Source organism: Hymenobacter norwichensis DSM 15439 (assembly GCF_000420705.1).
GTDB lineage: Bacteria > Bacteroidota > Bacteroidia > Cytophagales > Hymenobacteraceae > Hymenobacter > Hymenobacter norwichensis.
Genome location: NZ_ATVL01000012.1, coordinates 13,404 through 38,365, shown reverse-complemented (window position 1 = coordinate 38,365; position 24,962 = coordinate 13,404). Strand labels below are relative to the sequence as shown.

The following is a 24,962-nucleotide window of genomic DNA, read 5'->3' as shown; positions in this document are numbered from 1 at the left end:
AGCCACAACGCCTACCGAGCGTCGGGTAGTATCTGCAAGTAGCGGGCGGGCACTTCATCGGTCAGCCACACGCCATTATCAGCCTGGTAGAAAAGGTAGCCGTCTTGCTGCATCTGGCGGGTAGCCACTTCAAACACCACCGGCCGCCCATGCCGGCTCCCCACTGTGCGGGCCGTTGGCACATCGGCGCTCAGGTGCACCTGCTGGCGGCTCATTTTCTTCAGGCCATCCTGCGCAATTTGGGCTTGGTGTTGCGCGGCCGTGCCGTGGTAAAGCAATTCGGGCGGCGTCAGAGGCTCATAGCCCAGCGCCACTTCCACCGAATGCCCTTGGCTGGCCCTGATTTTCTGTTGGTCGTCGCTGAAGCGGAAACGTTGCTTGGGGCTGGTTTCCACGATGTGCACTAGAGTTTCCAGCGTCAGCGGCACGTTGTGTGCTTGCGCCTGTGCAAGCAGTTCCGGCACGTTGGCCCAGCCTTGAGCGTCCAGCGTCAGGCCTAAGTGCGCTGGGTCGTGGCGCAGTACTAGACTTAGGAGCTTACTGAGTTTGGTGGTTTCTTTTTCGGATAGCATAGCGGCTTATTTATACTTTAAAATAGGTATGATCTTAAACTTACAGGATTTCTATAATACCAATATCAAGCAAGAAACGATAGGTACTGTCGTACCATACAGGCAGACGAGTAGGATCGGCAGCATTACCTTCAGGAACAAATAGAATCATTCCCTGGCGGGCACGGGTTAAGAGTACGCGGTAGGCATTAAGCAAGTAACGACGACTTTCGGGACTGTTGCAATTCTGCCATTTCGTGCCCTTGAACTTGCGAAACTCCCACTGGTCTTGATGTAGCCACAGGTCGGCATCCCAAGCCACCCCAACCCAATCGAGTTCTAGTCCCTGAATATCAAATTCAGTAGCAACATCCTCGAGGTAGTACGATGAACGCACATCTTCCCGCCCGTTCAGAAACCATACCGAGGCATCTACTTTGTGTTTGATATTCAACCCTAGCGGTTTCAAACGGTGCGCCCCTGAAGAAGCTACCAGCCCATAGCGCTCCGAACCGCGCGCTTGCTGTTGCAGCCAGGATTTAGCGGTAGCAAGCTGGCGCGTTAGGCGCAACGGATACACGTCGCGCAGGCAGGTTTCATAGAGATGCTGCGCCTCCGCTTTGTCAGCATCTAACACAGCCTGCACAAAAGCAGCCAATTTTTCAGCTCGGAAAAAGCGTACCGATACAGCCAGATGCAACGCATCCAGCGGCTTGGCATTTAGCGCTTGTAGGGCCGTTAGGGAAGCGCTATCGGGCAGATAATTTTTATCGGTTTGGATGCGGCGCGAATAGTAGATATGCCAAGCCTGAAACTGCTCCTGAAATGCGCGCAGCCACTCACTGAGCCCTGCTTCACCCGTGTTAATTTCCTGGCCGCCACCAATCAAGCATACGATAGTACACCAGTCGGTATGGCGGTCCATGACTGATACTAGAAACTCCGGCTCCGACATAGCAAAATCGGCTTGTCCGCGCTTCTGCTGCATAAATTTTGTGGCCTGCTGTGCAGTCCAGGCTCGTTGGGCCTCATCGAAAACAGTTACTTTTTCTATTGGTGGCGCAGACGTACGCAACGCTTCGTCGCGGAAGTGATGGATGTTCTGGATGAATGAGCGTACTTCTGATAGGGCCTGTTTCTTGTCTAGTCGACGGCCCCACTGGCGCGCCTCTTGTACACTGTCGCGCGCCAAGGCTTCTCGCAACACATCTACTAGTGGCCCGTTGCCGGAGAGAAATACCGCATGTTCCTGCGCATCTACCTTGGTCCGTTCGGTTGCAATATTGAGCCCAGCCAAGGTTTTGCCCGCACCGGGCACACCTGTTACAAAGCAAATCGATTTCTGGCTGCGCTGCTTGCTTTGCTCGATAATGGCAGCAATACAGGCACCTGTTACTACTAAATTCTCAGCGCCGGCGTCAGAGCGAGAAATATCGGCTACCTGATGGCCCTTATATAAAGCTTGCGCTGCCTCAATGATTGTAGGCGTGGGATGATAACCAGCTTGTAACCACGTCTTAACGTCCAACTGGCTTCCAGTAGCAGCTTCACTTTGCCGCAGCAGCTCTGCTATTTGGTACTCATTGCCAAACTGAGCATCATAAACCAGGTCAGAGCTTACATATACTGCATTATGATGCGCTGGAGCTTGTGTAGCAATTAGCACCGGGCAGATACGAGCGTGATGACTGCCGGCGTGAAAGTTTTTTAAATCAAGTGCGTAATCCAGAACCTGGTCTTTACCAGCTTGGTCGTAGGTAGTGCTACCTACTTTGAATTCTAGTACAAATACCGTCTCACGCAGCAGTAGTATGGCGTCTGCTCGCTTGCCCATACGCGGAATGGCAAACTCTAGCAGCAGGTAACCGCCAGAAAAATTCTGCAACTCGCGCTTCAAGATAATAATCTGCCGCAGCCAAGCGTCTTTCTGCAACTCTTCTAATGCGTGCGTGTGTGCTAATGCTAGTTGGCCAATAATAAAATGTTCATCGTGACACAGAAATTCAGTTATAGAGGCTTGGTAATAGGCACGTTGCATTCTGTATAACTTACAGCAGCAGAATAATTTACAGTATCTGCCCTATCCCAAACAAGACGGTAAATACCAGCGTACTCAGCGCCATTTGCTTGAGCAGCGGGTCGAGTTGCATGGAATCTTGGCGCTGCCACACGGCGCGGGCATTGAAAAGCAGCAGGGGTGCGGCCAGCACAAATAGCCACTGCCACGGCGAATGGTACGACAGGGCTACGTACACCACCGCGCAGCCGAAACCCAGCAGCAACAGCAGCCAGTGGTAGCGCCGGGCATGTACTGGCCCCAGCCGCACCGGAATCGTGATTTTGCCGGCTAGTTTGTCGGAACGAATGTCCCGGATGTTGTTGACGTTGAGTACCGCCGTAGCAAAGCAGCCCAGTGCCGCCGCGGGTAGTAACACGCCCAACGGCAGGGTGCGGGTTTGCAGGAAATACGTGCCGCACACGCCCACCAGCCCGAAAAATACAAACACCGACAAGTCGCCAAGGCCGGCGTAGCCGTAGGGTTTGGAACCCGCCGTGTAGTTTACCGCCGCCCAGATGGCCGACAAACCGAGCACGAAGAAAGTCACGAAAATCCAGGCCCCAGCCGTACCCAGAGCCACCCACAACAGCAGCAGCCCGCTACCCAACGATAATCCTCCAAACAGCCCCATGCCGCGCTTCATTTGGGCGGGCGTGATGGCCCCACTTTGCACGGCCCGCTGAGGTCCTTCGCGGTGCACGCTGTCGGCGCCATTTTGGGAGTCGCCGTAGTCATTGGCGAGGTTGCTCAGGATTTGGAGCAGAATAGTAGTAAGCGCCGCTAAGCCCACCACTGCGCCCCGAAATTGCCCGTGCGAAGCCGCCAGAAAACCACCCGCTATAATGCTGGCCAACGCCAGCGGCAGGGTGCGCGGCCGAAATGCGGAAACCCACGCTTTAGCGGGGCTGATGGCAGGAGAAGGAGTAACAGTCATAATATCACAAAAATAAGCACGTCCTGCTTGATCTGGCTTTCGCGCAGTCGAAACAGGACGTGCTTTATTACAGTCAAGAAGTATTACTTCAGGATAGCCGCCACCAGCTCTTCGCTCATGGGCTTCACTTTAGATGGGTAGAAGGCTACTACGTGGCCCTGCTCGTCAACGAGGTACTTGCAGAAATTCCAGTTGGGAGCGTCACCCACAGCCCCGTTCTTGGTTTTATCGGCCAAGAACTTGTAGAGCGGCGTGGCTTCGTCGCCTTTCACGGCCACCGTGGAAAACAGTGGGAATGTCACGCCGTAGTTTTTCTCGCAGAACGAAGCCACTTCCTCGTCGGAACTCAGCTCCTGCTTGAAACTGTCGGAGGGGAAGCCCAGCACGGTTACTTTGCCGGCGTACTTCTTCGACAGCTCTTCCAGCTCTTTGTACTGGGGCGTGTAGCCGCACTTGGAAGCCGTATTCACGATGAGCAGCTTCTTGCCTTTGTACTGGCTCAGCTTCACATCTTTGCCATCAATAGATTTCACCGTGAAATCGAACACGGTGGCAGGAGCAGCAGTAGTTTCAGACATGGTAGCAGAGCTGAAAGGGTTGGAAATGGTAGCCGACGAAAGGCAGCAGGCAGCCAGTACACCGAGCAGGAAAACACTTTTCATATCACAGATTGTGTGAAGTAGGTACGGGTAATGCTGAAGCAGGCAACGGGCAGCGTTCCTGCTGTTCAGCTATAGAGCAAAGTACGCCGGTTTGCCGACAGTAAACAGCGTGGCGTCAGTAGAGTTTCGCAGGGTCAGCGGCCCCTCTCTAACAATTAGGACAAGCCGTTAGGTGGTGCTCGGCGTCAGCCATTTTTCCAGCGTGACGGGTACGTAGGCCAGCATCTTATCCAGAATGCCATTGGCCGTTGGGTCGCTCAGGAGCTGGTGGCGGTTTTCGCGGCGCAACAGGCTCTCGTCGGCCATGTGGTCGAGGGCGCGTAGCAGGTGGTCGTAGTAACCATCTACGTTGAGCACACCAACGGCCTTACGGTGCAAGCCAAGCTGGCCCCAGGTCAGCACTTCAAATAGCTCTTCCAGCGTACCGTAGCCGCCGGGCATGGCCACAAAGCCTTCCGCCAAGTCAGCCATCAGCAGCTTCCGATCGTGCATGCTTTTCACGATGTGCAGCTCCGTCAGGCCGCGGTGCTCCACTTCTTTGGCGGCCAGAAAATCGGGGATGACGCCAATGACTTTACCGCCGTGCTGCAAGGCACTATCGGCCACGGTGCCCATGAGGCCGACCCGGCCGCCGCCGTACACCAGGGTCATGTTACGCTCGGCCAATACACGGCCCATTTCGTGGGCCTGCTGGGTGTACATTGAATTGGTTCCGGAACTGGAACCGCAATAAACTGCTACGCTTTTCATAGGATATGGCGCCAACTCCAGCTGGCCAGCCAAAGATACTAGCTGTTTCAGGAATGGGGTGAGCAGCAACCGTAACCGCAGTATTAAGCCTTGTTGTTGCGGCGGGCAACTGTTTACGATGTACCCAGCAAACGGCTTACAAAATCAAGCTGGCCTGCGGTTTAAGGAGCAGCCCTGAATACCAATCAAGCTGAACAGCTAGTAGTACGGCTTCATTTCAAGGGTGTAGCATTTTATAACTAACCTAACGTAAAATTGTATATTGGTTGTAGCTACCGCCTTTTTCAGCTTTCTGTTCTGTGAATTCTTTGCCTTCGATGTACGCCGCTTGGCCGGATGCCGCGCTAGTTGATGCTTTGCAGGCAGACGGGGAAAAGGCATTTGCTGAAATTTATAAGCGCTACTGCTACCGGCTGTTCACGGTTGCTTACCGTAAGCTTCAGAGCCAACAAGTAGCCGAAGAACTGGTGCAAGACTTATTTGCCGACCTCTGGAGCCGACGAAGCACCCACCAGATTCAGCAGTTGGAGAACTATTTATTTTCGGCCATCCGGTACCGGATTATCAATTACATCAAGAGCCAGAAAGTGAAGTCGGGGTATGAACTGTACTGCCGCGTGAGCGCCAGTGAGGCCGATACCGACACCGAAAAACTACTGGCCCATAATGATTTAAGCGAGGCCTTATTGGCAAGCCTGCGCAAGCTGCCCGAAAAGTCAAGGGAGATATTTCAGCTTAGCCGGTTGGAGCACTACACCGTGCCCGAAATATCGAAGCGCGTCAGCTTATCAGAAAAGAGCGTCGAGTACCATATTACTAAGTCGCTGAAGCTACTGCGAAACTATCTGCGCGATTATTTACTGTTACTTCTGCCTTTTTTGCTGTGGCTGCGGTAGCAGGCAACTAGTAGTAATTCAACCACTTATCATGTCGCCACTGGTTGGCGTCATTTTTTTTGCAAAAAACTTTCAGGTTGGTTTAGGGTATGCGGGCAGTTCGGTGACTTCATCATATAGAAGCTCACCTACGCCCGCTGATTGTGACTGAAGCTGAATTCCAGAAACTGCTCCAACGCTACCTCGACGACCAATGCACCGCGCAAGAGCGGACCTTGGTAGAGCAGTGGTATGAGCGCCTTGACGAGCCAACCGGGATTCACCTGCAAACCCAGAACCAGGAGGCCGTGGAAGATGCCATCTGGCAGCGCCTCCGCGGCGAGATGGCGCCGGAGGAAGTCGGCGGCCGGGTAATTCAGCACCCCGCTTCGTTCTGGAAAACTGCCCCCGTTAAGTGGATTGCGGCGCTCCTGGTATTGGGCGTGGCGTTGCGGCTGCTATTGCCCGCTACCAAACTACCCGACTTCCTGGCAGGCACCCAGGCGCCCACTTCCGCTTGGACCCTGCGCACCAACCAGACCCAGCAAATCCAGCACTTTGCCTTACCGGATAACAGCCAGATTACGCTGCACCCCGGCAGTAGCCTTCGGTACCAAACGGCCTTCATGGGCCCGAAGCGCGAAGTGTATCTGCAAGGCGAGGCGTTTTTCAACGTCAGCAAGAACAAGCGGCGGCCGTTTTTGGTGCTGACGAAGCAGGTGGTAACAACGGTTTTGGGCACTAGCTTCCGGGTGAAAGCCTACGCCGGCAGCCAGGAGGCCTCAGTGGCGGTACGGGAAGGCAAAGTAGCCGTGCAAGCGCGCAAAGATGCCCAACTGGATGCCACGCCCACCCACCCCGCCGCTTCGGGTGTGCTGTTGCTGCCCAATGAGCAGGTGGTGTATTCAACTACCAGCCGCCGCCTGAAAAAACAACTGGTGACCAAGCCAGCCTTGCTGCTGCCGCAATCTTTCGAGTTCGAGGAGCGTCCGGTGGCGGAAGTGCTGACCGCGCTTGAAAAGGCTTACGGGGTTGATATCGTGTACGATGCCAGTAAGCTGGCCGGCTGTACCGTCAGCATTTCCTTCACCAACGAATCGTTGTTCGAGAAGCTTGGCTTGCTGTGCAAATCCTTGGGAGCCACCTACACCCTGGCCGACGCGCAAATCAAGTTCAACAGCAAGGGCTGTGAGCTGAGCGAGGCGAGATAAGAAGCCTGCTACTGGCTGCTTGATTTAAACTAGACTGATTCCACGAGTACCATAAAATCCCACTACTTCTTATTGCCCTATGAAACACCCAGTACATTTTCCTTCCTGGCCGTCCTTGAAGGCCATCATGCTGCACACCACAGTACTAGGCGTACCAGTTGCCCTGGCCAGTACACACGCAAGCGCGGCTGCACAACCGATTGTGGTAGTTCCATCGGCGCGGGCTCAAACCGTATTGGAGCGCAAGATTACCCTTCAGGTGGAGGGCCAGACCATTAAAGAAACGCTAACCCAGATTGCCAAGCAGGCCAACGTTCGTTTCGTGTACAGCCAGCAACTCATTGGGGCAGAGCGAAAAGTGACATTGCATGCCAAAGAAGAAAGTTTATCGGCGGTGCTAGACGAAGTGCTGGCTCCGTTGAAGATCAACTATGAGGTCACAAACGGCCGGATTGTATTACGTATTCCAACTTACGCAAACGATTTCGGTAGTACCGAACTGCCGCAGGACGTAAGCGTCAGTGGCCGAATAGTGGACAGTAAAGGTGCCGGGTTGCCAGGCGTGACCATCGTAGTGAAAGGCACCACCAACGGCACCAGCACCGGCGCCGATGGCAGCTTCACGATTCAAGCACCCGAAAACAGCGTACTGGTGGTGAGCTTTGTGGGCTTCACGCGCAAGGAAGTGCCGGTAACGGGCGCTACCACCAACCTATCGGTAACGCTGGTAGAGGATACCCAGGCGCTGAACGAAGTGGTGGTTATCGGTTACGGTACCGCCCGCAAAAGCGACCTGACCGGTTCCGTAGCCTCGGTAAGCAGCGCGCAGCTAACGCAGGTGGCTACCTCCGACCCAGTGCAGTCGTTGCAAGGCCGCGTGGCAGGCGTGGAAGTAACTGCTAACAGTGGGCAGCCAGGCTCCGGCACCCGCATTCGGGTGCGGGGCGTGGGCACCATCAACAACAGCGACCCGCTGTACGTGGTGGACGGTATCCAGACCGGCGACATCGGCTTTTTGCTGCCCGCTGATATTGAATCGACGGAGATTCTGAAGGATGCTTCGGCCACGGCCATCTACGGTTCGCGCGGCGCCAACGGCGTGGTGCTTATCACCACCAAACACGGCAAGGCCGGCCAGACGCAGTTCAACCTGTCGGGTTACACCGGCTTCCAGCAGATTCGTCGGACCCTACCCCTGACCACCGCCGCCCAGTACGCCACCCTGGTAACGGAGGCCTTCGCCAACAATGGCAACCAAGTACCCGCCAGTTATGCTCCGCTGCTGCAAGATGCTATTGCTACCAACGCAAAAGGCGTTGATTATCAGGACCTGGTAACGCAGAAGGGCTTGATTACCAACTATAGCTTGTCGGCTTCGGGCGGTACCGAGCAGAACCGCTACCTGGTGAGCGGCAGCTATTTTCAGCAAAACGGCATTATCAAGAATTCGGGCTTCAAGAAGTACGTCGTTCGGGTGAACGATGACGTGGTGCTCACCAAGCGCATCAAGGCGGGCGTGGCAGCCACCTTTACCAATAGCAACCAAACGGGCGCCGGCGACGGTCAAGGCGGTTCGCCGCCCTACCTAGTGCTGCAATACGCCGTGCAAGCTAACCCCGTTTTCAACCCGTTCGGCCCCAACGGCACTTACAACGAAGACATCATCACGCGGAACGTGCTGAACGTGCCGCGCTACCTCGACGAGCAGCAGTATAATAAGACGCAGAACAACAACTTGTTCAGCAGCAGCTACCTCGATATTTCGTTGTTCGAGGGATTGACGTTCCGCTCTACGTTTGGCGTGAATTACAACAACAACCACCCCAAAACCTACCAGCCACAATATTACATCGGTCCGGTCGACAATCGGGCCCAGAGCGCGCTCATCGAGACGCGCAGCGAAAACGTTTCGTGGGTGTGGTCGAACTACGCTAACTACAACAAAACCTTCTCCGACAACAGCTCCTTCTCGGCTACCTTGGGTCAGGAGGCCCAGCGTGGCTTCGGCAACGGCATTTCCATTACGGCCTACAACGTGCCGGCCGATGCCTCCTTGCAATACGCTTCGGCCTCGCGCAGCACCGGCAACGTGGTGCGCAGTTCACAGTACGATGGCGGGTTGCTGTCGTACTTCGGCCGGGCCAACTACAACTTCCGCGACAAGTACCTAGTCACGGGTACCCTGCGCTTTGACCAGACTTCGAAGTTCTTAGGGCCAGTACGCACAGGCACGTTCCCCTCAGTGGGCGCCGCCTGGAACGTTTCCAACGAAAACTTCCTGAAGGACGTCAGCTACCTATCGGTGCTGAAGCTGCGGGCCAGCTACGGCCAGGTGGGCAACCAAAACGCTGCCCCCAACTATGGCTATGCATCCGTGGCGAACAACAACCAGATCTACATATTCAACGGAGCGCCAGCTCCCGGTTTGGCCATCACTCGGGTCAACAATCCGGACCTGAAGTGGGAAACCGCCGTTACCACCGACGTGGGCATCGATGCCGAGTTGTTCAACAGCCAGTTGACCTTCACGGCCGACTACTACGAGCGGCGCACCCAAGACATGATTGCGCTGTCTCCGGTACCCGACTACTTGGGTCAGGCTCCCGCTAGCGCCAACGTGGGCTCCCTGCGCAACCGCGGCCTGGAACTGGCCCTGAACTACCGCAACGAGATTGGTAAGCTGCAATACAACGTGGGCGTTAACTTCACCAAAATCAACAACGAAGTAACCAGCCTGGGCGGCGGCAACCCCATTGTGGCCGGCACGGTGCTCACGCAAATCGGCAACACCACCCTCACGAGCGTGGGCCGCGAAATAGCCTATTTCTACGGCTTGCAGGCCCAGGGCGTATTTCACAGTCAGGCCGAAATTGATGCCTATACCTACACAAACGCCGCTGGGGTGACGGCGCCGGTGCAGCCGGGTGCTAAGCCGGGCGACATGCGCTATGTAGACACCAACGGTGACGGCACCATTACGGGCGCTGACAACACCTATCTGGGCAGCGGAACTCCCGACTTCAGCTACGGTGCCTCGCTGAACCTGAGCTACTCGGGCTTCGATTTCAAAGTCTTGCTGTATGGCGTGCAGGGTGCCGAAGCTGTAAACGGCGCCGGTTTCCACCTGAACAAGTCCGCCGACTTTGTGGGGGTGTGGAGCAACTTCTATGCGAGCCGCATGGACCGCTGGACGCCCAGCAACCCCAACAGCAATGAGCCCCGCATCACATCAAACGATACCAACGGCAACGACCGCCTAAGCAGCCGCCATATAGAAGACGCCAGCTACCTGCGCGCCCGCAACATGGAGCTAGGCTACACGCTACCCCAAGCCTTTTTGAGCAAGGTGAAGGTGAAAGGTGCCCGGGTTTTTGCCTCGGTCGACAACGTGTTTACCATCACGGACTACACCGGCTACGACCCCGAAATTTCCACGTCGGCCTCCTACAACGACCCCCTCGCATACGGCGTCGACTACGGCAACTATCCGCAGGCGCGTACCTACCGCCTGGGCTTCAACGTGCAGTTCTAATCAGTTACTTCCCACCTTCTTTTATATGAAACTTACCCGCGCCGCTTTGCTCGGCCTGCTGCTAACTACCGTCCTGTCTCCTGGCTGCCAAAGCTTCCTCGACAAAGAGCCTCTTGGCACCACCACGCAGGACAATCTTTTCAGGGACCCTACCAATGCCGTGCAGGCCATTAATGCCGTGTACGACGTAACCGCCTGGGACCAGGGCCCTAAATGGGGCGACCCCAACGGCCAGTACGTAGCCCAGAACTTCGAATGGATGTTCGGCGACTTAATGACCGATGATTCCGATAAAGGGGGCAGTTCGCCCAGCGACTTTCCTTCCCTTATCGAGCTTAAAACCTGGAACACGCCGACTAGCAGTCCAATCATCAACTCGCTTTGGACGCATAGCTTTACGGGTATTGCGCGCGCCAACACGGTGATTAACAACGTTGACGCGGGTACCATCGACGCGGCGCTCAAAGCGCGCCTGAAGGGCGAAGCGCTGTTCCTGCGGGCGTATTTCTACTTCAACCTAGTGAAGCTGTATGGGGGCGTTCCGCTGTTCGAAAAAAGTTTGACACCGGCGGAAGCACCCAACGCAACTCGCGCTACCATCGCGCAGACTTACGCCTTTATTGAGAAGGACCTGAAGGATGCTGCAGGGCTGCTACCAGAAAAAAGTGCTTATGCTGCTCCCGACCTGGGCCGCGCTACCAAAGGCGCTGCCAACGGCTACCTGGCCCGCGTTATCATGTACCAGTTGGGCACCGTGAACGGCAACAACCACACGTGGCAGGAAGTGTATGACATCACCAACACCGTCATTACCTCCAACCAGTACAGTCTGCTGGCCAACTATGCGGCCATTCACCAGGAAGTTGGGGAGAACAGCAGCGAGTCGTTGTTCGAGATTCAGTTTGGATCGGACAACAACGGTTACGGCCCCATTTCGATAGGTACCACCAGCAACATTTTTCAGAACAACCGCAACACGTTTGGCTACGGGTTCAATAACCCTACGCAGAGCTTGGTCAATGAGTTTGAGTCCAACGACCCGCGCCGCGAAGTCACGATTATCAAGGACAACGACATTGTGCTGGGTATCCTCAACCGTATTGACCTCACCCAGAATGCTACGGGCTACTTCAACCGAAAGGCGGCTATCCTCAGACCCAATGCCCCAGAGTCAGGCCCGCAAAACATCCGTAAGATACGCTACGCCGATATTTTGCTGATGAAGGCCGAAGCCGCTGCCCAGACAGGCAAAGCTGGCGAAGCCGTAACTCTGGTCAATCAGGTGCGCGCCCGGGCCCGCGTTTCCACCCGGCCGCCGGGCACCACGCTGGGCTCCCTCACCTACGATCCTACCAACGCGCCGGCCGGCACGCTGCCAGACTTGGCCATGGGCCTGTCGGGACAAGCCTTGCTGACTGCCATCTGGCACGAGCGTCGGGTGGAGTTCGGGGAGGAGTCGTTGCGCCTCTGGGACCTGATTCGGACGGGCCGCTACATGGCTATCCTGTCACCTGAAGTTCGCGCACGGGCCATGTCGCATGTAGCTACCGAAACCTCCGTGAATCCGATGCCCTTACTGCCCATTCCCCTGAACGATGCCCAAAGCTGGAATGTGCCGCAAAACCCTGGCTATAACTAAGCCTCGGTGCTACGTTGGGGAAGTGTTTGTAGGAGCCCTTACCTAACGTAGTTTGGTTAAGCAACAAAATGCCCCGCTTTACTTATTGTAGAGCGGGGCATTTTGTTGACTGTACAGCCTATCAAGCGAACGGCAAGCTGCTTTGAAGGCTACATCCGTTCCGGCACTGGAATACCTAACAGGCCCATGCTGGCTTTGATGGCCCGCGCCGTTTGGGCCGACAAGGCCACCCGGAAGGCTTTCTTAGCCGCATCCGGCTCAATGAAAATCGGCACTTCGGTGTAGAACCGGTTGTAGGCTTTGGCTACGTCGTAGGCGTACTGCGCCACCAAAGCCGGCGACTGGGCCCGGGCGGCTTCAGCTACCACGGCGGCATACCGGCCTAGTTCCTGAATCATTTCCTGCTCGGTGCTGTGAATTTCAGTGAGGCCAGTAAGCGGGGCATTGGCCTCAACGCCTTGCTCGGCCGCTTTGCGCAGGATGCTGGAAATCCGGGCGTGGCTGTACTGGATGAACGGGCCGGTGTGGCCTTCCAAGCTCACCGACTCTTCGGGGTTGAAGAGCATCCGTTTCTTGGGGTCCACTTTCAGTAGGTAGTACTTCAGCGCCCCCAAACCCAGCATGTGGAATAACTCAGCAGCTTCCTGCTCGGATAGGCCTTCGATTTTACCTTTTTCCAATGTGGCTTGCTTAGCGGCTTCCACCACTTCACGCACTAGTTCGTCGGCATCTACCACGGTGCCTTCCCGGCTCTTCATCTTGCCTGAAGGTAGGTCCACCATGCCGTAGCTGAGGTGGTAGATGGCATCGGCGTAGGGCTTGCCTAGCTTGGCCAGTACCGCCTTGAGCACCTGCATATGGTAGTTCTGCTCGTCGGCAATAACATACACGGACAGGTCGTAGTGGAAGTCCTGGTACTTCAGCTCGGCCGTGCCCAGGTCCTGCGTGATGTACACGGAGGTACCGTCGGAGCGGAGCAGCAGTTTCTCGTCGAGGCCTTCGGCTTGCAGATCCACCCACACCGAGCCGTCGTCTTTCTTGAAGAACACGCCTTTTTGCAGGCCCTCTTCCACCCGCTCTTTGCCTAGCAGGTAAGTTTGCGACTCGTAGTAGTACTTATCGAAATCAACGCCGATGGACTTGTAGGTTTCATCGAAGCCTTCGTACACCCAGCCGTTCATCTGCTTCCAGAGGCTTACTACCGCTTCGTCGTTGGCTTCCCATTTCAGCAGCATGTCCTGCGCTTCCAGCATCATGGGGGCCTTGCGCTTGGCTACGTCGGCTGCTACGCCTTCGGCCTCCAACTGCTTTACCTGCTCCCGGTAATGCTTCTCGAACAGCACGTAGTACTTGCCGGCCAGATGGTCGCCTTTGATGCCGGCGCTCTGTGGTGTTTCGCCGTGGCCGTACTGCTGATAGGCCAGCATCGACTTGCAGATGTGGATGCCCCGGTCGTTAACCAAGTTGGCTTTGGTGACAGTGGCGCCGGTGGCTTTCAGGATTTCGGCCACTGAGTAGCCGAGGAAGTTGTTACGCAAATGGCCCAGGTGCAGCGGCTTGTTGGTATTCGGCGACGAATACTCCACCACTACGTTTTGCGGGCCGCCGGTGGTCACGGGCGCACCGGCTGGCAGCTGGCGTAGCTGCTCGAACACCTTCAGCCACTCGGCATCGGCAATTTCCAGGTTCAGGAAGCCTTTCACCACGTTGAAGCCCTTCACGGCGGGCTCATTGGCCACCAGCCACTCCCCTACCGCCTGCCCGATTTGCTCGGGGCCTTTGCCCAGGGTTTTGGTGAACGGAAACGTAACGAGGGTGAAGGAGCCGGCAAAGTCTTTGCGCGTGGGCTGCAATACCAGTTGCGCGGCGGGCACCTCAGTGCCGAATACGTTTTGAATAGCCGCGCCCAGCGCGGTTTTGAGGGTATTTTCGAGTTGTTGCACGGAAAGGCGAACTGCTTGAGAAGTCCAGCGGACTTCGGAGAAAGTTGATTTAGAAACCAGGGTAAACAGATACGGCGCAAGCCTCAGCCGATCGGGCCGAAACTCACGCTAGAATCGTCGTTGCGTACGGGTTATGAAAATCAACGGCATATTGGGTAGCTGGCCGCGCTGAGCGGTAAGCTGCCGCAAAGGTAAAAGGCTCAGCCGGATGCACCCGAAAAAATGCACCTAGCCCGTGGCAAGTCCGTGGACTGCCCACCAAACTGGGCCGCTACTGCGCCCAGCGCAGCATCATCTGCACCTGCTTGGGGTTGCCACGCGTAATAACTGGATACGACACGTCGTTGATAAACAGCAGGTTGCCATTGACGGTAATGCGGGCCTGCACCGAATAGGTACTGTTTTCCTGAATGCGGGCGGGGTCATAGCGGAGCGTGAACGGGATGGGTACCTGCTTGCCATCTGGCCGAATGGTAACCGAGTCGATAATGGTGGCAGCCACATCCTGGCGCGACACGTCTTGCAGCTGCAACCGCACCACGGCTGCTGGGGGCAGCGCAATTCGCTCCCGGTAGGCCACCGTGCCCGTCACGGAATCCCGCACGACGGGTGCCACCGCGAGCGGCGTGCTCCCCGCTTCAGGCGCAGCTTTGGTGGTAGGCGACGTAGTGCAAGCGGCTAGCCACAGGGCCGATAGAACACAGGCGGAAGTCAGATAGTATTTCATCACGACAAGGATAAGAAGCTGGTGAATCTCCCCACAGGCAGGCTTGCACGAATGTATCCTGTTTTCAGTGGTTATTAAGCCGTAGCCCGAAGCGTTCTGCGCAGCCATTCCGAGCAGCGCGCGGAAGCTGGCTGCCATTCTACGGCTCCACTCGGCTTTCTAACTCTGCTTGGAATGACAGCAGGGCCTTTGCAGTTGTGCGCAACCTCCAGCCCTGCTGCTCGGCTACCGGCTCACCACTTCTTCCATGCGTAGGCGGCGCTCAATGGCTTCGGTGGCTTTTTCCAGGATGTTGAAGGCGTTGTGGGCCATGGTGTTTTCGTGGTCGAGGGTGGGGTTGATTTCGCCCATCTCGAAGCACACCACCCGTTCATTATCCAGCAAATCCTGACATAGGTTTTCGCCTTCCGACAGGTACAGTCCATCGGCAACGGGAGTGCCGGTACCGCGGCTGAAGCTGGCATCGAGGCTATCTACATCGAAGGAAATGTACACTATGTCGCAGAAGCGCAGGTGCTCGTAGATTTCGCGGGAGAGCTGGCGGGAGCCTTTCTGCTGGATTTCGGGCAGGCGAATCCAGCGGATGCCCAGGCGTTCAATCAGGGCTTCTTCTTCAGCCTCAGTGTCGCGCACGGCCACGTACACTAAGTGCTCTGGCAAAATGCGCGGGCCGGGTACGCTCAGGTTTTTGAGGCGCTGCCAGAAGAACTCGGTTTCCTCGTCGGGCTGCTGGCGCTGGCACTCGCGGTTGTCTTCGCCTAGGGATGCGGCCAGCGGCATGCCGTGCACATTGCCGGAGGGTGTGGTGTAGGGCGAGTGAATGTCGGCGTGGGCATCAATCCAGATAACGCCTAGCGTTTTGTTGGGGTAGGCGGCCTTGATGCCAGCAATGGTGGCGTTGGCGCTGCTATGGTCGGCGGATAGCACCAGCGGGAACTCCCCGAAACGCAGCGTCTGCTCCACGGTGCTGGCTACGGCCCGCTGCACTGTATAAATGGAGTCGATGTGGCGGGCAAAAGGGAAATGGTTGGGCTCAAAGAGCACGTGGTTCAGGTCGGGTACCACCACGGAGTTGAACCGCCGGAAGTAGTCGCACCCTTTGTTGAGGCAGGCCACTTTCAGGGCATCAATGCCCATACTGGCGCCTCGGGTACCGGCTCCGAGTTCGGAACGTACTTCCAACAACTTGATACGTCGCATATTACATTGGCAGAAAAGAGGTTAGGTGGGTTACATGCTTGCCGATTGAGGGGTGGGGTCCCGCTCAGGCTTGACGCGCCCGGACCTTCCGGCGCAACCAACGAACATAGCACAACCAAAACTCCGTAAGGGAGTATCTTTGCGGGCCGCAAGTTCGGCAAAAGCCGTCGAGTTTAGAAATTAACACAACCGTAACACGACGGTTCCCTTATTTATTCGTCTGTGGTCCTGAGCTTGCGCAAAACCCACTCACGCGTCAACAACTACCATAGTTGCCCGTGTTGGTAAGAGCTAGTCTTTCGTAAGCTCAGGACCACAGACGCAACCCTTTGTAACCAGCCTTTCCCTCTCCTTCTTCTCCTTCAATGGATACTTACCACGACCTGATTACCCAAACCTTTGATTTTCCCAGCCAGGATTTTCGCGTCGAGCAAAACGAACTGCGCTTCCACGACATCGACTTGATGGCGCTGGTAGAGAAGCACGGCACGCCGCTCCGGCTGGCGTATCTACCCAAAATCAGCACCCAAATTCAGCGGGCCAAGCAGTGGTTCAAGGAAGGCATCGAGAAGATCGGCTACCAAGGCCGCTACTCCTACGCCTACTGCACCAAGGCTTCGCACTTCAGCTTTGTGGTGGAAGAAGCCCTCAAAAACGACGTGCACATCGAAACCTCGTCGTGGTTTGACATCAGCATCATCCGGGCCATGCACGCCAAAGGCAAGGTGGCCAAGGACACGTTTATCATTTGCAACGGCTTCAAGCCCGAGGAATACAAACAGGAAATTACGGCCCTCATCAACGACGGGTTTGTAAACTGCATGCCCATCCTCGACTCGCCTAACGAGGTGCAATACTACCACGACAACGTGCGGGAGAAGTGCAACGTGGGCATGCGCCTGGCGTCCGATGAAGAGCCGCGCTTCCAGTTTTACACCTCGCGTCTGGGTATCCGCTACGCCGATGCCATTCCGCTGTACGAGCAGCGTATCAAAGACGACCCGCGCTTCGAGCTGAAGATGCTCCATTATTTCATCAACACGGGCATCAAAGACACCTCGTACTACTGGTCGGAGCTGAGCCGCTTCGTGCACAAGTACTGCGAGCTGCGCAAGGTGTGTCCCACCCTCACCACCATCGACATTGGCGGCGGCCTGCCCATCCAAACCTCGATTCAGCCTGAGTACGACTACCCCTACATGATTGCTGAGGTGCTGCGTACCATCCAGCGCATTTGCGGTGAGGAAGGCGTACCGGAGCCGGACATTTTCACCGAGTTCGGCATCTTCACGGTCGGCGAATCGGGCGCTACCATCTACTCGATTCTGGACGAGAAGCTTCAGAACGACAAGGAGCTGTGGTACATGATTGACGGCTCGTTCATCACCAACCTGCCCGATACCTGGGCCCTGAACCAGCGCTTCATCCTGCTGGCCCTCAACGGCTGGAACAAGCAGTACAAGCGCTGCCAGCTCGGCGGCCTCACCTGCGATTCACAGGATTATTATAATGCTGAAAAGCACATATACCAGGTATTCCTGCCGGAGCGCAAGCCCGCCGATACCCAACCGCTGTATGTAGGCTTCTTCCATACCGGCGCGTATCAGGAGAGCCTGAGCGGCTACGGCGGCATCAAACACTGCCTGATTCCGGCGCCCAAGCTGGTCATCCTAGACCGTGACGAGGAAGGCAACCTGACCGACCGGGTGTTTGCCGAAAAACAGGACAGCGCCTCGATGATGCGTATTCTGGGTTACTAATAAATTATATTAGCGGCTTTCCAGCGGACGGCTTTGGCTGGCCCGCTGGAAAGTCCTATTTTTGAGTTTATAACCAACCCATAAATAACAACTCAGCTACTTAATGATGAAAAAGTTACTCCTTCTGGCTTCCGTAGCCGTACTAGGTTTGAGTGCGTGCAATAAAACGGTTTGCCCAGCTTACTCAAGTGTTAAAGCAACTCACCATGTTGCTTCGCCGGTCACAGCCTCTACGGCTTCTTCTTCGGCAGCGCGGCTGTAAACAGGAAACGGCTTTTTTAGCTTTGTCTTCTCTGAGGTCAGTTCTTATCTAAGGATAGGAGCTGACTTCTTTTTTGTGGGGCATTTTCTTGATTAGGACGACCAGCCAGAATAATTTTCAACCTGACACTGCGTTATCCCTCGGAATGTGTTAATTTCGAATACATTGCCTGAAACCAGAAAACCCTAAAATTGCATTTATATATGAAAAGAACTTTGCTTTTCGTTGTGCTGGCCGTGGCAGGACTCGGCTCGTGCAAAACCCATTGCCCTGCTTATAGCAGCACTAAACCCGCTACCCACGTAGCCTCACCCATTATGGCTAGCACTGCAGATAAGGCCCCAGCCCAACAGTAGCATGCTGCATATCTTTCAACTAGAAAGCCGACTTCCTTCACAAGGAGTCGGCTTTTCAGGTATTATGCCATCCGAGTAAGAGTAAGTTGGCTGTAGCGCTTACTGGGTAGTCGGCTTGTAAAATAAGTTGTACGGCGGCGGGCAAATCGGCTACGCGGGGCTGGTAGTTGTTGGTTTCCTCCTCTCCCACCAGAATGCCGCGCACCCCGGCTTTTTGGCCGGCCTGCATGTCGCGGTACCGGTCACCCACCATCCAGCACTGGGTGGGGTCAAGGTGGAAACGCGCCAAGCCTTTTTCCAGCATCAGCGAATCGGGCTTGCGCGACAACGACTCCGATACGCTGGGGTGTCCTGGCGCGTAGTAGAAAGCGTCAATCAGGTTGCCGCAGGCGGCTTGCAGCTTGGCGTGGCAAGCCTGCACATCGTGCGGCGTGTAGAGGCCCTTGGCAATGCCCGCCTGATTGGTTACTACTATCAGGTGGTAGCCGGCTTGCTTGAGTGCCGCCAGGCTTTGCGGCACGCCTTCCAGCACCACAAATTTCTCAGGCTCCCACACGTAATGGCCAATTTCTTGGTTGAGCACTCCATCCCGGTCCAGAAAAACGGCTTTGTTGAGAGCAGGCATAACGTAGGCTGGTTGTGAAGTAAGAAGTGATGCTGGCGCAAAATTGGGGTTTTTACGGGAGTTGACGGGGTGGCCGCCCGGAACCTCAAATTTCCGTGACCTTTGCGCCTGCGAGTGGTTATCTAGGCCACAGCTTCTTTTCTTCGCTTCATTACTTTCTCCTCGATATGACCATTGCTATTCTGGGTGGCGGTATTTCTGGCCTTGTGGTGGCCTGGCAACTCCAAAAAGCTGGCGTTGCCTACGACTTATTTGAAGCCGAAACCACGCCCGGCGGCTGCCTACGCTCCGTGTCGCACCCCGATGGCTACCTCGTTGAAACCGGTCCCAATTCCTTGCAACTGAGCGACGAACTGCTAGAGTTGATAACGGAGTTGGGATTAGTCGATGAAATTCAGGACGCGGCGGCCGTTAGCAAAAACCGCTATGTGCTGCGCAACGGGCGGTATCAACAGCTACCTAGCACGCCGCCCGCTTTGCTTACCAACGGCTTTTTCAGTTGGAAAGCAAAGTTCAATATCCTGCGGGAGCTACGCCGCCCGGCCGCGCCGCTCAACCCCACCGAAACGGTGGACGCCTTTTTCCGCCGCCGCTTCGGACCCGAAATCGTCGATTATGCCGTCAATCCATTCATATCAGGCATCTATGCCGGCGACCCGGCGCAGCTTCTGATTCATAAAACGTTCAGCAAGGTGGCGGCCTTGGAGCAGCAATACGGTTCGGTGCTGCGCGGACTGGCCAAAACTGGCGGTGGGGCCGGACGCCGCCGCATTATCTCGCTGCAAGGCGGCATTCAGAAGCTGACGGATACGCTGGCCGCCAAACTCACCCACCACCACGTACGCCAGCGGGTGCTGGCACTGCACCGCACTACCAAGGGTGGCTATCAGGTGCAAACTTCGGCGGGTAGCAACGGCGGCTTTTCTTACGATGCTGTAGTGCTGGCCCTACCGACGTTTGCAGCGGCGCCCTTGCTGGCCCCGCTTTTCCCGGAAGCCGCCGCTGCCTTGGCCGCCGTGCATTACCCACCTATGGCTGCTGTATATACCGCCTACCGCCGCGAGGACGTAGGTCATCCGCTTGATGGCTTCGGGGCGCTGCACCCTAAAGTGGAACAGCCATATGCAGCCGGCAGCATCTGGACCAGTTCTATCTTCCCAAACCGCGTGCCCGATGGGCAAGTACTCTTTACCACCTTCGTGGGCGGCGCGCAGTACGAAGCCAATGCCCAGCAGTCAGAAACCGCCCAGAAAGCCGCGGTGCATGAAGAGTTAAGCCGATTCTACGACATCAAAGCTGCGCAACCGCTGTGGCAGTACCGCTACCTCTGGGACAAAGCCATTCCGCAGTACGACCAGCGCATTATGGCCGCGCATACCACCACCGATGCTCTCCAGGCCCAGGGTATCTGGAGCGCCGCTAATTGGCGCGGCGGCGTAGGTGTTCCCGACTGTATCCGGCATGCCAGGCACGTAGCGGACCAGCTTACAGGAAAGTAATTCCACCTACTTGGCCTTGCGGATGTAGATGTTGCCTTGCAGGCTTTTCATCATGATTTCGGCGCCACCGCCGTTTACTTTGCCATAAGTCCAGTCGTCGATGCTCACGCGGTACATGCTGGCTTGGTTGGTGCGGTTTACTTTGGCGGGGCTCCTTTCGGCTACCAGGTCGAAGTCACTGTAGATTTCGCCGTGGTCTGATTTCAGCTTCAACGCCGCCTTCGTGCTGCTGGGCAAGGTCACATCTACTGCCCCATTCACCGTGGAAAAGGCCATGGGCGCCCCAGCCGTTACGGTTTTGAAGGTGGCCTTCACGCCGCCGTTTACGGTGTTGGCCACCGCCGAACCCGATACGTCGTTCAGTTGGATAGACCCATTCACGTTGCTGACTTCCAGCTCGCCCGACACGTTTTCAACCGTGATGTTGCCGTGCTGCACCGTACCAATCTGCAACGAAAAGCGCTGCGGCACCTTAATCACCAGGTCGATGGGGTTCTTCCAAGATGAGGTTTTGATGGAAACCTGGTTGTTAGCTTCATCAGCGGTGAGGTCGAAGCTGCTGCTGGTGTCGATACGCTTCATGCCGGCGGCGTTGGCGGGTACGAGGCGGGAAGTGGCTTGCCGGCCGGCTCGGGTCGTGGCATCAATTACCACGTCTTTGCCGCTATAGCCAATCACCGTAATCGAGCCGCCTACCAGCTTTACGTTCACCAAGCCGGGTTTGCCAGGGTTACTGAGTACCACCACCAGCTGCTCTTTAGTAGCCTGCGCCGAGGCGGTTCCGTAGATACCGGTAAGCAACATCAGGCTAATACCACCTACCACACGGCGCAAGAGAGAAAATCGAGGAAGAGAACTGTTCATTTGGGTTGCTGTTTGATGGTTACGCTGCCGTTGATGGTCTCGAAGCGGAAATCTTTCCCGCCTTTGCCCAGCCGCACGACCGTATCCTTGGTGATTTTGTATTGGGTGCCGCTACCAGCACTCTGCTTGTTCTGGCTGACTTGCATCGGCAGCAGCTCTGCGTTGGGAAAGTCGGTGTACAACTCGCCGTGCATGCTTTTGAAGTGTACATCCGCCGACAAATCCGCCGGATAGCTCACCTTAATTTGGCCATTGATGGTGTTGTAGGACGATGGGCCGGGCGGATTGGCCGCGTACGTGGCTTCCAGGTTGCCGTTGATGGTACGGGCTGTGGTGGTGCCTTTCACGTTGCGGAGCGTCACGGCCCCGTTGATGTTGTAGGCGTTCAGTGTACCCGTTACATCCTGCACCAGCACCGCCCCATTGTTGATGGTCGATACGTGCAGGTTCATCTGGTAAGGCACTTTCACTACGTAGTTAAACGAGTACCGGTACTTGATTTCCTTATGCTCGGTGTTGCGGTTATGGTTCGGCCGCGAATCGTAGGGGCCTTTCATATACACCACCACACTGTCGTTGCGCTGATAGAAATCCACTTGTGCTTCCTGCTTGCCTACTGCCAGGGTTTGCGCATCAGCAGCCCGGATGGTTTTCGTGACTTCCACCACCACTTTGCTGCCCGAGTAGCCCTGCACGCTCACCGAGCCGTCGATGTTGTACACGGCCAGCGTGTTGCGGCCAGCATCATTGGCTAGGGTGAATTCTTTGTTGATTTGCTCAGTAGCTTCTTGTTGTTGGGCCTGAGCCTGGCAGCTAGATAATAGTACCAGCAGTCCAATTTGGCTGGGCAGGATACAGCGTTTCATGGTAGGGGGGTTGAGGTGAAGACGAAGTGGCGGGCCGCCCATTCGACAAGGATTTCAGGCTTTCTTCGATTTTGTTTTTCACGGCCGAGTTCAGGTCGGGCTGAGCGAGCAGGCGGCGCAACGGCTGCACCGAGCGTTTCTCCTGCAACTGCACCATCACATCGGCCAGCGCCGACTGCACCAGCGGCGACTCTTGCTGCGGCAGGGCCTGCACCAGCCCTAGCCGCACGGCCGGGTCCTGCGCCAACTGGGCCAAGGCTTCGAGGGTAGCTAGGCGCACATTCACGTTTTCGTCGTGGTTGAGGGTGCTCAGCAAGGCTTCCACCACCCGGCTGTTAGCGGTGTTTAATTCCTTGGTGTAGCTCACGGCCCGCAGCCGCTCCGTTGCTGAGGGGTTCTCAATGAGCGTGAGCAGCATCACCTGCTGCATGTGTTCTACCTGTTTGCTCAGAGCAGCCAGTTGTTGCTGGTCGGGGTTGGCAGGGGCATTGCGGCTGTTCAGCCACCAGCCCGCGGCCAGCCCCAATCCTATCAGGCAGACACTATACGCCAGCTGCACCACGGGCCGCGGCACAGCCAATGCCTGCAACCAGCGCCACGCGCCCGCCAGTGAGTACGTGGGCGTTGCGGCTACCTCTTCTTTGTAAGACGCCAGCATGGAGTAGAACGCCGGCCGCACGTTTTCGCTCGGCTCGGGTGTGGGCACTGTACCCAGCAGCTGCCACATTTGCTGCACGGTTTCCAGTTCTTCCTGGCACGCTGGGCAATGCGCTAGGTGGGCTTTTAGGGCTGCCTGCTCAGCAGCAGGTAGCTGCTGGTTCAGATAGTCGGCTAGGTTCTCTTGGGTTTGTTCGCACTGCATATCCTTCAGTTTTCAATTCGCAGATAGGTGGTTTTCAGCTCGTTCATGGCGCGATGCACCCGCACTTTCACGGCGCCTTCGGTGGTATTCAGTACCCGGGCTATTTCGTCGTATTTCATTTCCTGAAAGCGGCTTAGCACCAGCACCTCGCGGTACTCGGGGCTGAGCCGGGCCAGGGCGCGATGCAGGGTGGCCGCTTCCTGCTCCTTTTGCAGCCCTTCGTCGGCGTGCGTGCCGCCGCTCAGTCTTTCCACGAAGTCGGCTACGTCGGTGTGGCGGGTGGCGTGGCGGTTCTTTTTGGCGTGGTCGGCTAGCACGTTGCGGGCCAAGTGATACATCCACGCCCGAAACTCGCCTTCCCCGGTGTAGGTGTGCCGGTACTTGAGCATGCGGTAGAACACGTTCTGCACTAAGTCCTCGCTGACGGCGGCATTGCCCAGCATGTGATATAAAAAGCCGTACAGCTTGCGGTGATGCCGCTCGAACAGCAAGCCCATTTGGTCCAGCTCTCCGGCCTTCACCCGGAGCATAAGCGCATTGTCTGATAGCGAGTCCAACCGAATAGAGCTGAGTTTTTGTGGTATTTGCTGGTGGACACCGCCCCTGCGCCGGAAGGTTACAGTTGCGGTGCGTTATTTTTTCAAGCTACCCAGTAATTGCGCTTATTATGCGCCCCGCAACGCTGGCAAGCAGCCCCAGCCGCTATTTAACGTTCTTGGAAACCCAGGCAACTTTTGCAACACCCGGCGCTGTTGAAATATGCTCTTGGCTATTGCACTAAGGTTGCAACCACCACTGTGGCAGCAGGCATCTTGAAAAGAACGGATGCTATGGCAGGCACCTTTTCTCCTATAGCTGTCTGTTGCTCTGAAAAACATACAAAGCTCAACCGTACTGCTCTCTGGAAAGTCTGCTTTCTGATGTGCCTCTACTCGCTTCTAACTTATATCTTTGGCCTATGAATGAGGGGCTCGTCCTGATACCAACCTACAATGAGCGAGAAAATGCGGAGTTGATTATCCGCAAGGTCTTCTCGTTGCCGATGGCATTCAACGTGCTCATCATTGATGATGGCTCGCCAGATGGCACGGCCAATATTGTACGCGCCCTGATGACGGAGTTTCCGGGCCGCTTGTTTCTGGAAGAGCGCAAAGGCAAGCTGGGGCTGGGCACAGCCTACATCCATGGGTTTAAATGGGCGCTGGCGCACGGCTATCAGTACGTCTTCGAGATGGATGCCGACTTCTCGCACAACCCCGACGACCTGGTGAAGCTCTATGACGCCTGCGCCCGGCAAGGCTACGACCTCGCTATTGGCTCGCGCTACATTCAGGGCGTGAACGTGGTAAACTGGCCCATGGACCGGGTACTGATGTCGTGGTTTGCCTCGGCCTATGTGCGCTTTATTACCAGCATGCCCATCATGGACGCCACGGCGGGCTTCAAGTGCTACACCGCCCGCGTACTGCGCACCATCCCCCTCGACCAGATTCGGTTTGTGGGCTATGCGTTCCAGATCGAGATGAAGTGGCTGGCCTACAAGTATGGTTTCCGGATAAAGGAAGTGCCCATCATCTTCACCGACCGAACCCGCGGCACTTCTAAAATGAGCAAAGGCATCTTCCAAGAAGCCTTCTTCGGCGTCATCAAAATGCGAATCAGCAGTTGGTTTCGCCGCTTCGAGCGGGTGGATTCCAGTGCTCCAGTACCAGCTACTGTAGCAACCTCTACGACGAAAACCCGGTAAATTCGTAGTATTGGGAGGCGGCCATCGGTAGGCGCCGG

The 24,962-nt window shown here is 56.1% G+C and carries 21 protein-coding genes; 8 read left to right on the top strand and 13 right to left on the bottom strand.

Features of this window, described 5'->3' with window-relative positions:
* Positions 1-11: 11 nt before the first annotated feature.
* The 5 genes from G536_RS0122840 to G536_RS0122820 all read right to left on the bottom strand — a co-directional run bounded on the left by G536_RS0122840 (position 12) and on the right by G536_RS0122820 (position 4,956).
* Entirely contained in the window at positions 12-572 is a 561-nt protein-coding gene (locus tag G536_RS0122840; RefSeq protein ID WP_022825930.1) for an RNA 2'-phosphotransferase, read from the bottom strand.
* Positions 573-612: 40 nt separating this feature from the next.
* Positions 613-2,484 carry a DUF2075 domain-containing protein gene (locus tag G536_RS0122835; protein WP_245575880.1) on the bottom strand — a complete coding sequence of 624 codons (1,872 nt, stop codon included), beginning with the start codon at positions 2,482-2,484 and terminating at the stop codon, positions 613-615.
* A 133-nt stretch (positions 2,485-2,617) separates the two neighbouring features.
* Positions 2,618-3,544 carry a 1,4-dihydroxy-2-naphthoate polyprenyltransferase gene (locus tag G536_RS0122830; RefSeq protein WP_022825928.1) on the bottom strand — a complete coding sequence of 309 codons (927 nt, stop codon included), beginning with the start codon at positions 3,542-3,544 and terminating at the stop codon, positions 2,618-2,620.
* A gap of 83 nt (positions 3,545-3,627) precedes the next feature.
* Positions 3,628-4,122 (bottom strand): glutathione peroxidase, encoded by a 495-nt coding sequence (locus G536_RS0122825; RefSeq protein ID WP_245575879.1) that lies wholly within the window; start codon positions 4,120-4,122, stop codon positions 3,628-3,630.
* Positions 4,123-4,374: 252 nt separating this feature from the next.
* Entirely contained in the window at positions 4,375-4,956 is a 582-nt protein-coding gene (locus G536_RS0122820; protein ID WP_026880506.1) for an LOG family protein, read from the bottom strand.
* Between the two features lie 299 nt (positions 4,957-5,255).
* Between G536_RS0122820 and G536_RS0122815 the strand changes: the two genes are divergently transcribed.
* The 4 genes from G536_RS0122815 to G536_RS0122800 all read left to right on the top strand — a co-directional run bounded on the left by G536_RS0122815 (position 5,256) and on the right by G536_RS0122800 (position 12,213).
* Entirely contained in the window at positions 5,256-5,852 is a 597-nt protein-coding gene (locus G536_RS0122815) for an RNA polymerase sigma-70 factor (protein ID WP_157530875.1), read from the top strand.
* 143 nt (positions 5,853-5,995) lie between these two features.
* Positions 5,996-7,042 (top strand): FecR family protein, encoded by a 1,047-nt coding sequence (locus G536_RS31120; RefSeq protein ID WP_022825924.1) that lies wholly within the window; start codon positions 5,996-5,998, stop codon positions 7,040-7,042.
* Between the two features lie 79 nt (positions 7,043-7,121).
* Entirely contained in the window at positions 7,122-10,574 is a 3,453-nt protein-coding gene (locus tag G536_RS29445; protein ID WP_022825923.1) for a TonB-dependent receptor, read from the top strand.
* A 25-nt stretch (positions 10,575-10,599) separates the two neighbouring features.
* On the top strand, positions 10,600-12,213 hold the full coding sequence (locus G536_RS0122800; RefSeq protein ID WP_022825922.1) for a RagB/SusD family nutrient uptake outer membrane protein: 1,614 nt from the start codon (positions 10,600-10,602) through the stop codon (positions 12,211-12,213).
* A 149-nt stretch (positions 12,214-12,362) separates the two neighbouring features.
* On the opposite strand, the gene argS is transcribed toward G536_RS0122800, so the two are convergent.
* The 3 genes from argS to G536_RS0122785 all read right to left on the bottom strand — a co-directional run bounded on the left by argS (position 12,363) and on the right by G536_RS0122785 (position 16,083).
* Positions 12,363-14,156 carry an arginine--tRNA ligase gene (argS, locus tag G536_RS0122795; protein ID WP_022825921.1) on the bottom strand — a complete coding sequence of 598 codons (1,794 nt, stop codon included), beginning with the start codon at positions 14,154-14,156 and terminating at the stop codon, positions 12,363-12,365.
* Between the two features lie 271 nt (positions 14,157-14,427).
* Positions 14,428-14,883 (bottom strand): YbaY family lipoprotein, encoded by a 456-nt coding sequence (locus G536_RS29440; protein ID WP_022825920.1) that lies wholly within the window; start codon positions 14,881-14,883, stop codon positions 14,428-14,430.
* Positions 14,884-15,108: 225 nt separating this feature from the next.
* The gene (locus tag G536_RS0122785; protein ID WP_022825919.1) at positions 15,109-16,083 is read right to left on the bottom strand and encodes an arginase; all 975 of its coding nucleotides are present in this window, start codon (positions 16,081-16,083) and stop codon (positions 15,109-15,111) included.
* 365 nt (positions 16,084-16,448) lie between these two features.
* Between G536_RS0122785 and G536_RS0122780 the strand changes: the two genes are divergently transcribed.
* Together G536_RS0122780 and G536_RS32350 are read left to right on the top strand one after the other, a co-directional pair.
* A complete protein-coding gene (locus G536_RS0122780) occupies positions 16,449-17,843 on the top strand; it encodes a type III PLP-dependent enzyme domain-containing protein (RefSeq protein WP_022825918.1) in 1,395 nt (464 codons plus the stop codon).
* Between the two features lie 465 nt (positions 17,844-18,308).
* On the top strand, positions 18,309-18,461 hold the full coding sequence (locus G536_RS32350; protein ID WP_157530873.1) for a hypothetical protein: 153 nt from the start codon (positions 18,309-18,311) through the stop codon (positions 18,459-18,461).
* A gap of 55 nt (positions 18,462-18,516) precedes the next feature.
* On the opposite strand, the gene G536_RS29435 is transcribed toward G536_RS32350, so the two are convergent.
* Complete coding sequence (locus tag G536_RS29435) at positions 18,517-19,086, bottom strand: D-glycero-alpha-D-manno-heptose-1,7-bisphosphate 7-phosphatase (RefSeq protein ID WP_022825917.1); 570 nt, start codon at positions 19,084-19,086, stop codon at positions 18,517-18,519.
* Between the two features lie 167 nt (positions 19,087-19,253).
* On the opposite strand from G536_RS29435, the gene hemG reads away from it, so the two are divergent.
* Entirely contained in the window at positions 19,254-20,585 is a 1,332-nt protein-coding gene (gene hemG, locus G536_RS0122770) for a protoporphyrinogen oxidase (RefSeq protein WP_022825916.1), read from the top strand.
* A 6-nt stretch (positions 20,586-20,591) separates the two neighbouring features.
* On the opposite strand, the gene G536_RS0122765 is transcribed toward hemG, so the two are convergent.
* The 4 genes from G536_RS0122765 to G536_RS0122750 are packed head-to-tail and all read right to left on the bottom strand — an operon-like array spanning position 20,592 to position 23,707.
* Positions 20,592-21,449 carry a DUF4097 family beta strand repeat-containing protein gene (locus G536_RS0122765; protein ID WP_051167078.1) on the bottom strand — a complete coding sequence of 286 codons (858 nt, stop codon included), beginning with the start codon at positions 21,447-21,449 and terminating at the stop codon, positions 20,592-20,594.
* A complete protein-coding gene (locus G536_RS0122760; protein ID WP_022825914.1) occupies positions 21,446-22,315 on the bottom strand; it encodes a DUF4097 family beta strand repeat-containing protein in 870 nt (289 codons plus the stop codon). The genes G536_RS0122765 and G536_RS0122760 overlap by 4 nt, the downstream gene beginning before the upstream one ends.
* Positions 22,263-23,177, bottom strand: coding sequence for a HEAT repeat domain-containing protein (locus tag G536_RS29430; protein WP_022825913.1), 915 nt, complete (start codon positions 23,175-23,177; stop codon positions 22,263-22,265). The genes G536_RS0122760 and G536_RS29430 overlap by 53 nt, the downstream gene beginning before the upstream one ends.
* A 5-nt stretch (positions 23,178-23,182) precedes the next feature.
* Entirely contained in the window at positions 23,183-23,707 is a 525-nt protein-coding gene (locus G536_RS0122750) for an RNA polymerase sigma factor (RefSeq protein WP_033370728.1), read from the bottom strand.
* 428 nt (positions 23,708-24,135) lie between these two features.
* Here G536_RS0122750 and G536_RS0122745 point away from each other — a divergent pair, with 428 nt between their 5' ends.
* Positions 24,136-24,924: a polyprenol monophosphomannose synthase gene (locus G536_RS0122745; protein ID WP_022825911.1), complete on the top strand. Its 789-nt coding sequence runs from the start codon at positions 24,136-24,138 to the stop codon at positions 24,922-24,924.
* The last annotated feature ends 38 nt before the right edge of the window (positions 24,925-24,962 follow it).

Coding starts and splice junctions, on each gene's coding strand:
- G536_RS0122750 (WP_033370728.1), bottom strand. CDS start 23,707: ATGCTCCGGGTGAAGGCCGGAGAGCTGGACCAAATGGGCTTGCTGTTC.
- G536_RS29440 (WP_022825920.1), bottom strand. CDS start 14,883: ATGAAATACTATCTGACTTCCGCCTGTGTTCTATCGGCCCTGTGGCTA.
- G536_RS0122825 (WP_245575879.1), bottom strand. CDS start 4,122: ATGTCTGAAACTACTGCTGCTCCTGCCACCGTGTTCGATTTCACGGTG.
- G536_RS32350 (WP_157530873.1), top strand. CDS start 18,309: ATGAAAAGAACTTTGCTTTTCGTTGTGCTGGCCGTGGCAGGACTCGGC.
- G536_RS0122785 (WP_022825919.1), bottom strand. CDS start 16,083: ATGCGACGTATCAAGTTGTTGGAAGTACGTTCCGAACTCGGAGCCGGT.
- G536_RS29445 (WP_022825923.1), top strand. CDS start 7,122: ATGAAACACCCAGTACATTTTCCTTCCTGGCCGTCCTTGAAGGCCATC.
- hemG (WP_022825916.1), top strand. CDS start 19,254: ATGACCATTGCTATTCTGGGTGGCGGTATTTCTGGCCTTGTGGTGGCC.
- G536_RS0122820 (WP_026880506.1), bottom strand. CDS start 4,956: ATGAAAAGCGTAGCAGTTTATTGCGGTTCCAGTTCCGGAACCAATTCA.
- G536_RS0122760 (WP_022825914.1), bottom strand. CDS start 22,315: ATGAAACGCTGTATCCTGCCCAGCCAAATTGGACTGCTGGTACTATTA.
- G536_RS0122800 (WP_022825922.1), top strand. CDS start 10,600: ATGAAACTTACCCGCGCCGCTTTGCTCGGCCTGCTGCTAACTACCGTC.
- G536_RS0122840 (WP_022825930.1), bottom strand. CDS start 572: ATGCTATCCGAAAAAGAAACCACCAAACTCAGTAAGCTCCTAAGTCTA.
- G536_RS29435 (WP_022825917.1), bottom strand. CDS start 19,086: ATGCCTGCTCTCAACAAAGCCGTTTTTCTGGACCGGGATGGAGTGCTC.
- G536_RS0122745 (WP_022825911.1), top strand. CDS start 24,136: ATGAATGAGGGGCTCGTCCTGATACCAACCTACAATGAGCGAGAAAAT.
- G536_RS0122830 (WP_022825928.1), bottom strand. CDS start 3,544: ATGACTGTTACTCCTTCTCCTGCCATCAGCCCCGCTAAAGCGTGGGTT.
- G536_RS29430 (WP_022825913.1), bottom strand. CDS start 23,177: ATGCAGTGCGAACAAACCCAAGAGAACCTAGCCGACTATCTGAACCAG.
- G536_RS0122765 (WP_051167078.1), bottom strand. CDS start 21,449: ATGAACAGTTCTCTTCCTCGATTTTCTCTCTTGCGCCGTGTGGTAGGT.
- G536_RS0122780 (WP_022825918.1), top strand. CDS start 16,449: ATGGATACTTACCACGACCTGATTACCCAAACCTTTGATTTTCCCAGC.